At 44.9% G+C, this 13,862-nt stretch carries 9 protein-coding genes; 3 read left to right on the plus strand and 6 right to left on the minus strand.

All coding sequences use genetic code 11. The features are described 5' to 3' along the window. Positions 1-38 precede the first annotated feature (38 nt). The 5 genes from ACE1OE_RS00145 to ACE1OE_RS00165 form a co-directional block, all read right to left on the minus strand. Entirely contained in the window at positions 39-1,322 is a 1,284-nt protein-coding gene (locus tag ACE1OE_RS00145) for a peptidoglycan DD-metalloendopeptidase family protein (RefSeq protein WP_449209677.1), read from the minus strand. 209 nt (positions 1,323-1,531) lie between these two features. Beyond that, positions 1,532-2,902 (minus strand): alanine/glycine:cation symporter family protein, encoded by a 1,371-nt coding sequence (locus ACE1OE_RS00150; protein ID WP_102469302.1) that lies wholly within the window; start codon positions 2,900-2,902, stop codon positions 1,532-1,534. Between the two features lie 1,109 nt (positions 2,903-4,011). Then, positions 4,012-4,845 (minus strand): EamA family transporter, encoded by an 834-nt coding sequence (locus ACE1OE_RS00155; RefSeq protein ID WP_449209678.1) that lies wholly within the window; start codon positions 4,843-4,845, stop codon positions 4,012-4,014. 61 nt (positions 4,846-4,906) lie between these two features. Then, complete coding sequence (locus ACE1OE_RS00160) at positions 4,907-5,467, minus strand: Crp/Fnr family transcriptional regulator (protein WP_449209679.1); 561 nt, start codon at positions 5,465-5,467, stop codon at positions 4,907-4,909. Between the two features lie 1,412 nt (positions 5,468-6,879). Further along, positions 6,880-7,818: a LysR family transcriptional regulator gene (locus ACE1OE_RS00165; RefSeq protein ID WP_449209680.1), complete on the minus strand. Its 939-nt coding sequence runs from the start codon at positions 7,816-7,818 to the stop codon at positions 6,880-6,882. A gap of 105 nt (positions 7,819-7,923) precedes the next feature. Here ACE1OE_RS00165 and ACE1OE_RS00170 point away from each other — a divergent pair, with 105 nt between their 5' ends. Genes ACE1OE_RS00170 through ACE1OE_RS00180 form a run of 3 tightly spaced genes read left to right on the plus strand, consistent with a single transcriptional unit; the run spans position 7,924 to position 11,952 of the window. Then, on the plus strand, positions 7,924-9,237 hold the full coding sequence (locus tag ACE1OE_RS00170) for a cytosine permease (RefSeq protein WP_449209681.1): 1,314 nt from the start codon (positions 7,924-7,926) through the stop codon (positions 9,235-9,237). A gap of 5 nt (positions 9,238-9,242) precedes the next feature. Then, entirely contained in the window at positions 9,243-10,367 is a 1,125-nt protein-coding gene (locus ACE1OE_RS00175) for a DUF917 domain-containing protein (protein WP_449209682.1), read from the plus strand. 4 nt (positions 10,368-10,371) lie between these two features. Then, the gene (locus tag ACE1OE_RS00180; RefSeq protein WP_449209683.1) at positions 10,372-11,952 is read left to right on the plus strand and encodes a hydantoinase/oxoprolinase N-terminal domain-containing protein; all 1,581 of its coding nucleotides are present in this window, start codon (positions 10,372-10,374) and stop codon (positions 11,950-11,952) included. Between the two features lie 263 nt (positions 11,953-12,215). Here the strand turns inward: ACE1OE_RS00180 and pfaD are convergent, their stop codons facing one another. After that, positions 12,216-13,853 (minus strand): eicosapentaenoate synthase subunit PfaD, encoded by a 1,638-nt coding sequence (pfaD, locus tag ACE1OE_RS00185; RefSeq protein WP_449209684.1) that lies wholly within the window; start codon positions 13,851-13,853, stop codon positions 12,216-12,218. Positions 13,854-13,862 lie beyond the last annotated feature (9 nt).

Genomic DNA, 13,862 nt, shown 5'->3' on the forward strand with positions numbered 1-13,862 from the left:
TTGACACTCTAACCCCAGATAGATAGCACAAAAGCCACTCACGACACATGTGTTATCCCTGAGGCATCATGAGTTTTTTCCCAGTATTGAACGGATTTTTCATCAAACATCGCAACGAGTGCGGAAAAAGCCGGTTTTTCATCTTTAGAAATTGCCTGAGCGAGCGGCAAGTTTGCTTTCATAGCGTCAACCGGACGGTTTCTTACTAACACCTCAAAATGAAGATGCGGCCCAGTCAAACGGCCCGTTGCACCCGATAACGCAACTTTTTGACCACGTTTCACTTTTTCTCCAACGCGGACTAGGAACTTGCTCAAGTGTAAATAGCGCGTTGTGTAGACACTGTTGTGTTCAATGACCAAATACTTACCTGCATAGGGGTGGTTTTTTATTGCGACTACCTGACCGTCACCTGTGGAATAAATTGGAGTACCAACTGGTGTGGCAAAATCTGTCCCATTGTGCGGCGTTACCCTACCCGTGACAGGGTGTTTACGATGAGGGTTAAACGGCGATGTAATTCGACGATACTCTTTGGCAATGGGATAACGGTTGAATGCTTGTTCTAAACTATTTCCGTCACGATCATAGAAGCGTCCATCTTCCGCTAGAAACGCCGATATCGGTCCGTTGCTTAGATTAAATCGAATCCCTTGGATCTCTGTTTTCCCTGTTAGTCGATTTCCTAAATACTGTTCATTAACAAGTACTTCAAAGCGATCGCCCTTTCTGAGGTCTCGTGAAAAGTTAATCTTGTCCGATAAAACCCGGCTGATAGTCGCTATCTGACGAGACGTTAATCCATGACTATTTGCGGCTACTGAGAAGCTTCCTGTGATCTCTCCGGCGTACATCTGAGAGTGCCATTCGCCAGCCTCTTCGACGTATTTATAGTCAAACTCCCCTTCTTTGTTCAGTACATAAACGGCTCGTTCAGCAAGGCTATGATGATAAATTAATTGAATCAGGTGTTGATCAGTGGCATCAACCACAAGTTCTAATCGCGCTTTTGGAGTCAGGTTATCCAATTTCAGATCGGACACGTCTGCTGCAAGTAGCTTCGATAACGTGGCTTGTGGTAATGAGAATTTATCAAAGATTAAGCTAAGCGAATCGCCTTCTTGAATCACATAATGGATCCGTTGCACCCTTAAAGGGGCACGTTGAGGTTCAGATACCACCGTATTCGCGTAAGGAGTAACCTTGATTGTGGTATCGGCTAATGGTTGAGCCGTTGAAAAATAGCTCACTTTGACAAGATAAATTGCCGCAATTACGACAACAATCAAGATAGATAGAAACACAGGACGTTTTAACAGCATAGAGATAGATAAGATCAAACAAATAAGTTGTTACGTTATAACATAACAGCCAATTCGTTTGTATAATTATTTATAGACACACAAAAATACCAGCTCGCGAGTCAATCACTCTTTAACACTTGAACTAAAAGAGTGATTGGGAAGCTCGGGCCAAGCCCACTTAGTATTAACAATCCGTGAGATTGGCCTTATCTTGTCGGAGGTTACGTCTATTTCACTTCGGCTGTAGGTGCTGATTTATTTTCTTTAGCGAAATACGATTTTGTCAGGGCGAAAACCACAGGGCTAAGTACTGCTAGCGCGATAAGGTTTGGAATTGCCATCATCGCATTCAGTGTATCACTGAGTAACCATACGAAACTCAATTCCATCGTTGCACCCACGGGCAGTGCCAGAACAAAGATCACGCGAAATGGCAGAATTGCCTTATCTCCAAATAGATACTTTGCACAGCGCTCGCCATAAACTGACCAGCCAACAATTGTTGTAAAGGCGAATACTGTCAAGCTGATTGCTACGATATAGTTGCCGAAACCAGGGATAACTTGACCGAATGCCGCGGAAGTCAACGCCGCCCCATCAGCACCCGATGTCCACTCGCCTGATACAATTATAACCATACCGGTAATAGTACAAATAACCAGTGTATCAAGGAACGTACCTAGCATCGCGATAAGGCCCTGTCGTACGGGGTCGTTTGTTTGTGCACTTGCATGAGCAATTGGAGCCGAACCTAGCCCTGCTTCATTTGAGAATACCCCACGTGCGACACCAAAACGAATTGCCATCCATACCGTTGCGCCTGCAAAACCACCTTGCGCCGATGTTGGAGAAAAAGCTTGCTCGATTACAAGGGCAAATGCACCAGGAAGTGCAGAAGCATTTAAGCTTAAGATCACGACACCACACAAAACGTAAGCAACGGCCATAACGGGTACCAATGCACCAGCAAATGCGCCTATACGTTTAAGTCCACCGATAATAACAGCGCCAGCCAGAATCATGATGATGATCCCAACCACCAATGGAGAAAAGGCAAAATTTGACTCTAAAACTTGAGCAATCGAGTTTGATTGCACGCCATTACCAATACCAAAACAAGCAAAAGTACCAAATACGGCAAACAAAGATCCTAACCAAGCCCACTTCTTACCCATGCCGTTTTTGATGTAATACATCGGTCCACCTAAGTATCGACCTTGCTCATCCGTTTCACGATATTTGACCGCAAGTACGGCTTCTGCGTATTTTGTGGCGAGACCAAATAGTGCCGTGACCCACATCCAAAAAAGTGCACCCGGCCCACCAATAAACACAGCAGTTGCAACACCAGCAATGTTACCTGTACCCACCGTTGCTGACATCGCCGTCATAAGAGCTTGAAAGGGTGGGATTTCACCTTTTTCTTTCACTTGGTCTCGACTGCTCAATAACAGTTTAAATGCCTTGGGTATATTAAATAGTGGCATGAATTTAAGGCCAATACTGAGAAAGATACCAACGCCAAGTATTAATACCAGCATAGGGACACCCCAGACGATTCCGTTGATCGTACCGACCATTTGATTAAGTAATTCCATTTATTTTTCCTATCACAAAGTAAGTGAGATATTTCCTTGGTGTGATCAATGCATTTTACATTCCAATAACCACACAGAATTAGTGGTCATGTGATTTCACTGGTTAAATCACTGCCACAACACGGCTAACTGTGATCTCAAACCTGATTTTATTACTTAAAATCCGATAGTTAGCAAAGAAGTGATAACGACAAAAATAGATTCAATCTCATGACGCACCAATAAAGTGCATGAAATGATAAAATATGGTGCAGTGAACAGATTGCCTGTTCCAGCATGACTGGACCATCATCTAAGTGATGACTTGCCATACTTAAATAGGACATGTTGACCTTTAGAAATAACTTTTAGACATGCGTCGGTAACCGCATCATTTGAAATGCCAGCTATAGCATACTGGCATAGTTTCTTGATAACTATCGTAATGACGTGATAGTTGGAAATAGTGTTTGACTGTCACGAATGCCAAACCTAAGGGGTGAAAATCAAGATTGATCAATTTCAAAAACGTTTCTGGATAGATCCCTCTTAGCTTATCGCTCTTTAACCCATCTCTATTAGGCCGTCATCCTCGTGCAGACGAGGATCTTCATCAGCATGTGACTCACTTAATTAGAAATGAATGAAATCAAAATAGGCCCACAACGCGCTGATGAAGATCCCCTTTTTCAAGGGGATGACGGTTAGTTTTTATTTGTGGGTGCACTAAAATAGCAGAGTCTATTCTTTATTGACCAAGACACGCTGACGGAAGCTGAACTGGCACGCATTTGGGCATAAAGCTCTCTGCTTATTGCTCTTCTACCCATCCCAATTAGGCCGTCATCCTCGTGCAAACGAGGATCTTAATCAGCGTGTGACTCACTTAATTAGAAATGAATAACACACGAATAGGTTCACAACGCGCTGACGAAGATCCCCTTTTTCAAGGGGATGACGGTTAGTTTTATTTGTCAGGCAGTAACATGCCAGAATTTATTCTGCGTTCATGAAAACCGAACGGGCACATTCTTGGACAAAAGTGAGTTAAGCGTTTCAAACATTAGCGATACATGTTAAAGGGGCGATATCCACTAGCTAGAACTAACTTCCCGATAGTTGTCATACGATTAACCAAAAAGTGTAATTGTTAAAGCTGACGCTATTAGCCCAAATATCGATACGCAGAGTCTCTTTGTTACGGTCTCATTGTACTTATACCAACCAATCAAGATTGAAAACACAGTCGAGAATCGTCTTAGCGAAGATACAAAGGCAATGTTTCCTATCGAAGCCGCTTGATAAAATGCTAGTAAAGTGAGTAGATTAGCAAGAGCTGGAACAATCAAAGTAGAAAAGTCACTTAAACTTGTAGTCTTTGCCCGTATATTTATCAGAAAGGGCGAATAATATAAGAACATGATTAAGCAAATGTGTGCCGTCCAATTGATAGCTCCAATCTGAGTAGACCCCCCTTTGTGAATAATTGAACTAAGTGACCAAAGCAGAGCGACACATACCATGCTACTTACAGCTTTATCTTTTATTATGCTCATTAGGTTTGAACTCTCAGCATAAAACATAAAAAAGATCGCAGAAATCACCCCTACAAAGCCAAACAATGATGGGACTTCATTGTAAAAAACAAAGCTTAAAACCAGCTGAAATACAGGCACAAAGCATAAAACAGGCACGACTTTGGCTAGAGAACCATTGCGCAAAGCTAATAGGTAAAATGTCATGGCAGCAGCATCAAGTGTGGCGGCCGAGAACATTGTTATCAATAAATCAACGTCGTAGTTCACCTTTTCAAGAGTGAATATAGTGGTGAGACAAACAGGACAAAGAATAAGCAACATTGCCGCTGTAGCTTGTATTGCCGATAATCTAGATGTCGAGTTTTTTAATGACACATCTTTGACGGTTAAAAAAACAGCGGAAAGAAGAGAAAATAGAACCCACAAAATAGAGCTAACCAAGTAAGGAATAATGGTTCTATGTTCTATTGAATATCGATGTTATTAATTAACAATTGTTAATGCGGCTTTTTATTCTTGATAAACTCACAGGGCTTATCCCCATGTAATTAGCGATATCAATGCTTTTTAAGTGTCTGATCCAATGGGGAAAGTTATCAATTAGATACTTATACCTTTCTTCATGGGTATTGAGCAGAAAAAAACTTTCTTTTTTTTCCTTGTAAAGCAGTTGCTGTTCTAGGAGCTTAATTTTCGGTTTAATCCATTCTTGAGAGTTAAGCATGCTCATAGGGACTTTCATGAACTCTACTTTAGTGACTGATTCAATTTGATAGTGTGATTCTCGATTTTCTATCCAACTAGAAAACAGTAAGCAAAGGTCTTGTGGAAAATAAAACTCCTTACATCGCTCTGCTCCTGAATCGGTATAATGACAGGCCTTCAAGATACCTGAGATCAAATAGAACGCATGGCTCTGCTCTTCGCCTTGGCGTAGCAATACACAAGATTCATCGACTAATGAAGTTGAAAATGTAGAAAAATAACGTTCAGGATGACTAATACCTAGCCCTTCAAAATAAGAGTATACGGATTCTATATTTGTCATATTACCTAAAATATTCCCTTGAATGGTAGGCGTTGCATTACCCTACACGTAGCCCTTTCATACAGAAACGAAAGTTAACCACAATATAGTCTAACTTGTATAGGGGCAAAACTAAGCTAGCCACCATATGATACTCTTGTGGTTCAGAGAGTGTTGTCAGTAGATTCCTTTCTTCAAAAGAATGACGAATTCTTAGATATTTTTATTACTGATTTTAAGGATAGCTTTTGTCTAAAAGCGTGTCTGTTCGCTCTTTACCAGCACAAAATAGACTCTGGTACGTGACTGCTCTCGTTAATCAAAATAAATCGTCCCCCCCCTTGAAAAAAGGGGATCTTCATCAGCGCGTTATGAGTCTATTTTTCGGAATTCGTTTCTATTTTATGTGAGTAATACGCTTTGGGAGATCCTTGTTTGCAAGGATGACGGCCTAATTTTGAGGGATTAGAAAATGACAAACTATGAGGTCGCAGTCCAATAGTGTGTGCGTGAGGTATTGCCGAAAAAGAAAAACCCCGAGACCTTTCGGCTTCGGGGTTATAACTCTTACTCGCAGCAATCCCGCTACTAAAGATGCTCCATGCATCAATCCATGACAGTAATGCTGAAATCCGTCAGCTTATTCCATTCATCGCCATCCTAGCGGTGTCCCAAATGGTGTTCCTTACCCGCTAACCATCCTCGTTAGCTTACCTCACTCGTTCCTAAGCGGTGTCCATGGCATCTATCCTGATGCTTGTTCCCTACTTCATCCAAAAGTGTCCACTGCCTTCCTTAGTTCGTTACCTATCCAAGTAACGGTTGCATCCTTTCAATGTCCCGTTTGCTCTCCGTGCCGACGGCGTATCCTAAACCATCGAATCGTCTTCCTGACGATGCCCATTCCTTGAGCCTTTCCTGTTCCGTGTCGCTATCCTGTCGACAAGAGATAGAATACGGCATTATCGAACTTTTGACGTGTTACATAGATGTAAAACCAAAATATTTGAATACAACAATCACATAAAGAACTTTAAAAACAAGCAGTTACACAAGAGCCCATCATGAAACCAGCGACATTAGTACTCTTGACTCACGCAAGCGTAAGCGATCTCGCACAAAATGCTGAGACAATGCGGCACTTAGGCAAAGGAGCAAGTTAATACGATGTTGTCAGACATTGGATTTATCGATGGTTGCACAGTGGTGTGTGCATAAATTTAGTCAATTATGGCACTAGGTGTCTACTGACAGACACTTAAGAGCGTAAATCGGCACGACAGCTTAGAAAGCAATTAAACGTTGTATGCCCATCAATAAACCTCTTCATCAAAATCTTTAGATAAATAACCCTCTCAGCATCTCACTCAGGGGGTTATTTATAAGCGGAGCCAGTATCTCTATTTGAGTTCACCTTGAATTAAGAGAGCACCCTAGATTAAATCCAATGTTTCCCGCTGGTGTAACTCATCAAAGAATGCGCGGACAGCGGGAGAAAGAGATTCCACAGGTTGCTTTAACACTAGATAAAACTGACTTTTCAAACTCCACTTCTCCGGTTGAAGCGCTATCAAAGCCTGATCATAGTGACCACGATCGATTAAGTGGGAAGGCAAGAAACTCAAGTGTGTTCCTGCCAGCGTAAGGATCACTCCCGACTCTACATGCCAACCATCAAAAGGCTTTACTGAATCGTACTGTTCAATATTGAGTAATCGGAACATCTCATCTTTGGCATAACCCCCCATATTGATACGACAACCATCAAGCGAAAAATCGTTATCCATGATCTTTTCGGCCAGATCTTTGCGCGCATATAGATAACTGTGCTCTTCAAACAGTGGGTATTTATGTTGAAATGCTGACTTTTGATGTGATCCCAGGACGACTATCATCATATCTATCTGGTTCTTTGCTAGCTTCTCGTTCAACTGGGTGAAGTCCCCAACATCGACACTGACTTCAACACTGTTACTGCGCTGGTAAAATGTTTCGATCGCTTTTGGAAGTGGGTTGTAAGGCAAAGTAACGGTGTTATCCAAACAACCAATTCGTACATGTCCAGAGAGTTCGGTCTGCACGCCTCGCAACTTATAAGCAAAGTCGATTAATGTCGATTTTAATTGGTTCGCATATTTATACACTTGTTCACCCTCATGAGTGAGTTTAAAACCTCGCCGACCACGTTGACACAATGTTAATTCTAAGCTTTTTTCCAAGGCAATAAGTTGATTACTGAGCACAGGCTGGCTAATTCCAGTGCTCGCGACCGCTTGATTGATACCTCCTTGCTCAACAATTTCACAAAAAAGTTCTAATCTTCGTAGGTCTCTTTTATCTAACTTATTGTTTGGGTTCACTTTGCTACTCACATTTGGATTTCGTTATGTTTACATCTGATTATATTCATTTATTAGCAATAAATACATCAGTATGCTTTATTCACACTTATGGAATAACAATGCACGGATGGCGCTATGGCGACAGAAGCTTACATGAATAAACCCGAAGCAACACGCAGCCACAAAAAGATAGATGACTTTGAATTGGAACCTGTTCCCGAGAAAGCCAAGCGCTCTTGGTGGGTGATCAGCCTTATCTGGTTGGCTATCGGCATCGATATCTCTGGCTTGTTCCTTGGTTCGATTCTAAGCAGCGGGATTGGTTTTGAGGACGCATTGCTTGCCACGTTTATCGGCTCTGGCTTACTCGCAGTGATTGCGATGTTGTGTGCCAACATTGGTTTTCAAGCGGGTGTATCTACCCCACTCGTGAGTAGCGCAGTGTTTGGTCGTAACGGCGGTAAGATTCTTGGTTTCATCAATGGCATCTCGTTAGTTGGCTGGTTCGCTTTCCAAGCTGACTTCTTTGCTTTCATCATGGTGGATGCTCTGGCGAAATACGACATCGTTATTTCTCATCTAACCGCTCTGATTGGCGGCAGTGTGTTAATGATGATGACAGCCATCTACGGCGTTCGTGCCTTAGGCAAACTCAGCACCTATTCTGTCCCTCTGATGGTGACGCTGATTACCATTGGCTTGTTCATGGCTGCCGACTACCAAGGCGGTGCAGCACCCACCATTGAAGATCCTCTAACTCTTGGCCAAGCCGTCTCTTTTGTTATGTCGATCTGGATTCTTGCTGCAGTAGCTGCACCTGATATTGCTCGCTACGCCAAAACACGTCGTGATGCAATTCTAGGGGCCGGTATCGGCTTTCTAGTCGGCAACAGTGCCATCATTCTTATCGCATTAATCCTGACCAAAATGACCGGCACCGACGATCTCGTTGAGGTCTTCTTCACGCTTGGCTTAGGCATGGCGGCCATCATCGTATTGGTGTTTGCTCAATGGACCACCAACAGTAGCAACCTAACTTCTGGTGGCTTATGTATGTCAATGGTGTTGCCTAAGATTCCTCGCCCTATGTTGATTGTGATCATGACCATCGTAGGCATTGGCATTGCTCAGCTCGGCATGGTGAACAAATTTACCGACTTCTTAATGCTACTGAGCGTGACCATCGCGCCTGCTGCAGGCGTCTACATCGTTCAATACTACGTTTTAGATTCTGCAAAAATGAGCTTTGAGAACATCCAACAAGTTCCAGCGTGGATGTTTAAAGGCCTCGCCTCTTGGGCATTTGGTACTGCATTCAGTGCTTGTACCGCACCAGAATTCTTCAGCCTGTTTTCATTAACCAGCATCTCGGCGTTAGACGGCATTCTTGCAGCTGGTGTTATTTACCTAGCCCTAATGAAGCTTTCTCCTTCAAGTGATAAGGAATAGTAGTTGTGATTATTACTGAACAAATGATTGATGACATCGCGCTTGGTGCCACTGTATTAGGCACGGGCGGCGGTGGTGACCCATACAGCGGCGCATTGATGGCGAAAGTCGCTATCGCGACAGCAAAACAACCTGTACGTATGATCCCTTTGGAAGAGGTACAAGACGATTGGATGACTGTGCCCTCTTCAATGATTGGCGCACCAACCGTTGCAGTAGAAAAGCTCAACTCGAAAGATCAAATGCTGGTTGCATTCGAAGCGATGGAAAAGGCACTTGGTACTGAGGTAGCGGCAACCTTCCCTATCGAGGTAGGCGGCTTCAACTCACTGATTCCAATTCTCGTTGCAGCGCAAAAGAACATTCCTGTAATTGACTGTGATGCAATGGGACGTGCCTTTCCTGAAGCTCAGATGGTGACCTTCTTCCTCGACGATTTACCTTCAGCACCCAACACGTTGGCCGACGAGCGTAGCAATGTGGTCACGCTTTATCCGATAGACGGAATTTGGTCTGAAAAGTTTGCTAGGCCTATTACAGAGCAAATGGGCGGCTCGGCAGCAATGTGTGACTACCCAATGAACGGTAAGAACCTAAAGCGCAGCGCATTGCCTGCAACACTGACCCAAGCAATGAAGATTGGTGAAGCGATCAGACTCGCGAACGACAACAACCAGAGCGGCACACAAGCTGTGTTAGACATTGTTGGCGGCCACACACTCATCAGTGGCAAGATTGTTGATATTCAACGTGAAACTGACGGTGGCTTTGCAACTGGTGGTGTCGTGATCGAGAAACTGGCTCAGTTTGAAGATACTGGCGTAGATAACGTATTCGTACAGTTCCAAAACGAATTGCTTCTGGCGCATAAAGGCACAAGCCGCGCAGACATGAATCAAGAAAACCTACTGGCTTCAACACCAGACCTAATCTCAATATTGGACCACGAAACGGGTAAGCCAATCACTACCGAACAACTTCGTTACGGACAACGCATCGACCTTATCGCGTACCCTTGTGACCCCAAATGGCGCACTGACAAAGGCATCGAAGTCGCAGGACCAGGTTACTTTGGCTACACCGTCAAATACCAAACCATTGAACAATTAAAGTCTGCATTGAAGAGGTAGTAGCATGACAAACATTACACTTGATTACTGGCGTTTAGGCATTGACGTGGGTGGCACGAATACCGATGGTGTGTTGCTCGACGCAGACTTAAATGTGATTGCTAAGGTGAAAACCGCAACCACACACGACATTTCCACTGGCATCGATAATGCAATTTCTGCACTACTAAGCCAAGCGAACATTGACGGCAAACAAGTGAAACACGCGATGCTTGGCACCACGCAGTGCACCAACGCAATCGTTGAGAGGAAAGGCTTAGACAGAGTCGGTATGATTCGTTTAGCCCTTCCGAGTGGTGACAGCGTCCCGCCCCTTTGTGGTTGGAGTGAAGCGTGGCAAAGCCTGCTTGGTGAACACTTCTATCAAGCACATGGCGGCTATGAATACGACGGCCAATTGATTGCCGACATTCAAGAGTCTGAGATCCGCGAGCTTTGTCAGAAAATGAAAGGTCACGTCGATTCCATTGCTATTTGCGGTGTGTTCTCTCCCGTCAACGGCGACCAAGAGCTTCAAGCAGCAGAGTGGATCCAACAAGAACTTCCGGGCGTGAACTTATCGCTTTCCCATAAAGTGGGCAGCTTAGGGCTTCTAGAACGTGAAAACGCTACGATTCTGAACGCAGCCTTGCAAGGCACAGCAAAACGATTCGTAGATGGTTTCTGCAATGCGCTAGTGAACCATGAGATCCACACCACACCGTACTTTGGTCAGAACGATGGAACCTTAATGTCGCAGCAGTTCGCGTTGATGTACCCGATTCTCACTGTCGCTTGTGGGCCAACAAACTCGATTCGCGGTGCAAGTCACCTAACTAAGCTCAAAGACGCGATTGTGGTCGATGTGGGCGGCACTACGTCTGATATTGGTGTGCTCACCCACGGTTATCCGAGAGAATCGAGCTTAGCGGTAGAAATTGGCGAAGTGAGAACCAACTTCCGCATGCCTGACATCCTAGCCCTAGCCATTGGTGGTGGCACCAAAGTTCGTTTTGAACAAGAGCGTATCCAGTTAGGGCCAGAAAGTGTTGGCCATACCTTAACGCAAACGGCACGCAGCTTTGGTGGTGATGAACTTACGTTAACCGACATCGCACTCAAAACAGGTCAATTGCAGTGGCAAGCAGAGCATCAGCTCAGTGATGATATTGGTATATCAACCGAGCAAGCAAGTCAGGTTTATCAACAAATGGTGACCGACGTTGAAGAAGGCATCGATAAGATGAAGACTTCAGCAGCGAGTGTTCCGGTAATCATGGTTGGTGGCGGCAGTGCCCTATTCCCCGACCACTTTGAAGGTGTGAGCCAAGTGGTTCGCCCTGAACACTTTGAAGTGGCGAATGCGATTGGTGTCGCGCTGGGTGAAATATCAGGTCAGTTCGATAAGATCGTACCGATTGATCCGGCTTCTCGAGAGGAAACCTTAAAGGGATTGGAAGCGCAATCCAAGCAAATGGCGATTGAGGCTGGCGCATGCAGCGACAACGTAGCCATTATTGAACGTAGCGAGATCCCACTAAGCTACCTTCAAGGCAACATGGTTCATGTGAAGATCAAAGCCGCTGGACACATCAAAATGATTTAAAGCGAATCAGTGACAGTTGTATTGAACTAGGCTCTATAACGAAAAGCAGTCAACTTCTTCATACAGAACGACTTCTAACATGGGCACTTCTTGAGGCCATAGCCTCAAGAAACAAGCGACCAAATACCCACGGACAGCAGCTTACCCTCGACGTCAGAGACAAAAAAAGCGACCTCTTAAAGAGGTCGCTAATTTGTACATTAACCATCAGGTCATACGTTAACGGTCACGTCACCTATTAACCATCAAGTGACATTAACCACTTAAGCCATTCGTTGGCTCGGCGTCCAGCGGGCAAGGTCTGGCGTAAATTTAATACCTTGTGAGGTTAATAAATTAATACGTGCTAGATACGCGGCACCATGCATCAGATGTTTAGCAAGATCAACCGCATTACGCTGCTGGTAATCATCAAGATAGCTGTCTTTTGCCCACGCATTGAACGCGCCTAGTGCAGGACCTGCCCAAACTTGATAATCCATCTCACGGCCCTTTTCACCGGTATTTGACCAACGACTAGAAAGACCTAAATACCAGCGGAAGATAAGCGCCATTTTACGCTTTGGGTTACCTTCTGCTCGTTCAATTTGTTTCGGATCACGTTCGTTAAAGTGCGCTACCGTACCAGCCCAGATATCATCCAAGGTTGAACGGAATACCTGAGTCTCAAGCTTGTGGCGCTCGTCGGCAGGAATAGCTTCAATCGAGTCGTAACGCGTGTAGATCTCATACAATTTGTTGGCACGCATTGGGAACAAGGTACCGCGCTTCACTACTTGTAGCTTCACACCCATTTCAAACATATCAGCCGCAGGCGCCATGGTCACATCAGCCATTTCAGTGGTTGAAAGCAACTTACGGGTATGCTCGCTCGCGCCAGCTTCTACACACGCTTGGTTGATAGAACCGGTCACAATGTATGCCGCCCCCATGTTGAAGGTCGCTAGTGCGGCGTCAGGTGTACCTACACCACCGCCACAACCAACACGAATCGGGGTCTTGAACTGATACTGGGCTTGGATTTTGTCTTTTAATGCCAAAACTGTTGGCAGTAACGTCACCAGTGGACGGTTATCCGTGTGACCACCAGAGTCAGCCTCTGCAGTAATATCATCAGCCATTGGTACGAGCTGAGCCAGTTCCATTTGCTCGGCGCTAATACGCCCTTCATCCACTAACGCTTGCAGCATTTTCACCGGCGCAGGCGCCATGAATTTGCTGGCCACTTCAGTACGGCTCACCTTAGCGATGACCTTATTGCCAATCTGAATCTCGCCTTTGGCGTCACGACTCAAACCTGCAGCTCGGTAATGTACGATTTGAGGCGTTAGACCTAAAAATGCCGACGCCTCTACCGTCTTCACTTTGTGCTTCAAAAACAGCTCTACGCTGCCGCGCTCAAGGGCGGGTTCGCTTGGGCTATGGATCAGGTTAAACGCGTACGGGCCGTTTGGTAGCGCCGCTTGAATGCGGTTAATCGCTTGTTCAACGCGAGACGGAATAAGACCCGCTGCGCCAAATGAACAGAGAATACCCGCTTGACCAAGGGCAATAACCAGCTCTTCCGAAGAGATGCCGTTTGCCATCGCGCCCGCATAGTAAGCGTATTTTACCCCGTGGCAGCGACGAAACTCTTCATCGCCAAGGCTTTGCGTACCAAGCGCTGGCGCATAAGCGCTGACAGGTTGGCTGTTTGCTGCGCTTGCTGCGTCACCTGACGTCACTTCTGCGTGCTGGCTAAGCCCCAACCCTTTCTCAGGATGGTTCACCACATAACAGCCAAGGCTTAAGTCTTTAAGAATGGTTGCCATAGTCGCTTGGTCAAAATGCGTCGTGCTGTCTTCAATTTGCCACGGCCATGGAGAAAGCTTTTCGTTGTTCATGGTTAGTTGTGTTGTCATTATAATTTG

Source organism: Vibrio sp. E150_011, from assembly GCF_053544015.1.

Coding starts and splice junctions, on each gene's coding strand:
- pfaD (WP_449209684.1), bottom strand. CDS start 13,853: ATGACAACACAACTAACCATGAACAACGAAAAGCTTTCTCCATGGCCG.
- ACE1OE_RS00145 (WP_449209677.1), bottom strand. CDS start 1,322: ATGCTGTTAAAACGTCCTGTGTTTCTATCTATCTTGATTGTTGTCGTA.
- ACE1OE_RS00170 (WP_449209681.1), top strand. CDS start 7,924: ATGGCGACAGAAGCTTACATGAATAAACCCGAAGCAACACGCAGCCAC.
- ACE1OE_RS00160 (WP_449209679.1), bottom strand. CDS start 5,467: ATGACAAATATAGAATCCGTATACTCTTATTTTGAAGGGCTAGGTATT.
- ACE1OE_RS00180 (WP_449209683.1), top strand. CDS start 10,372: ATGACAAACATTACACTTGATTACTGGCGTTTAGGCATTGACGTGGGT.
- ACE1OE_RS00150 (WP_102469302.1), bottom strand. CDS start 2,902: ATGGAATTACTTAATCAAATGGTCGGTACGATCAACGGAATCGTCTGG.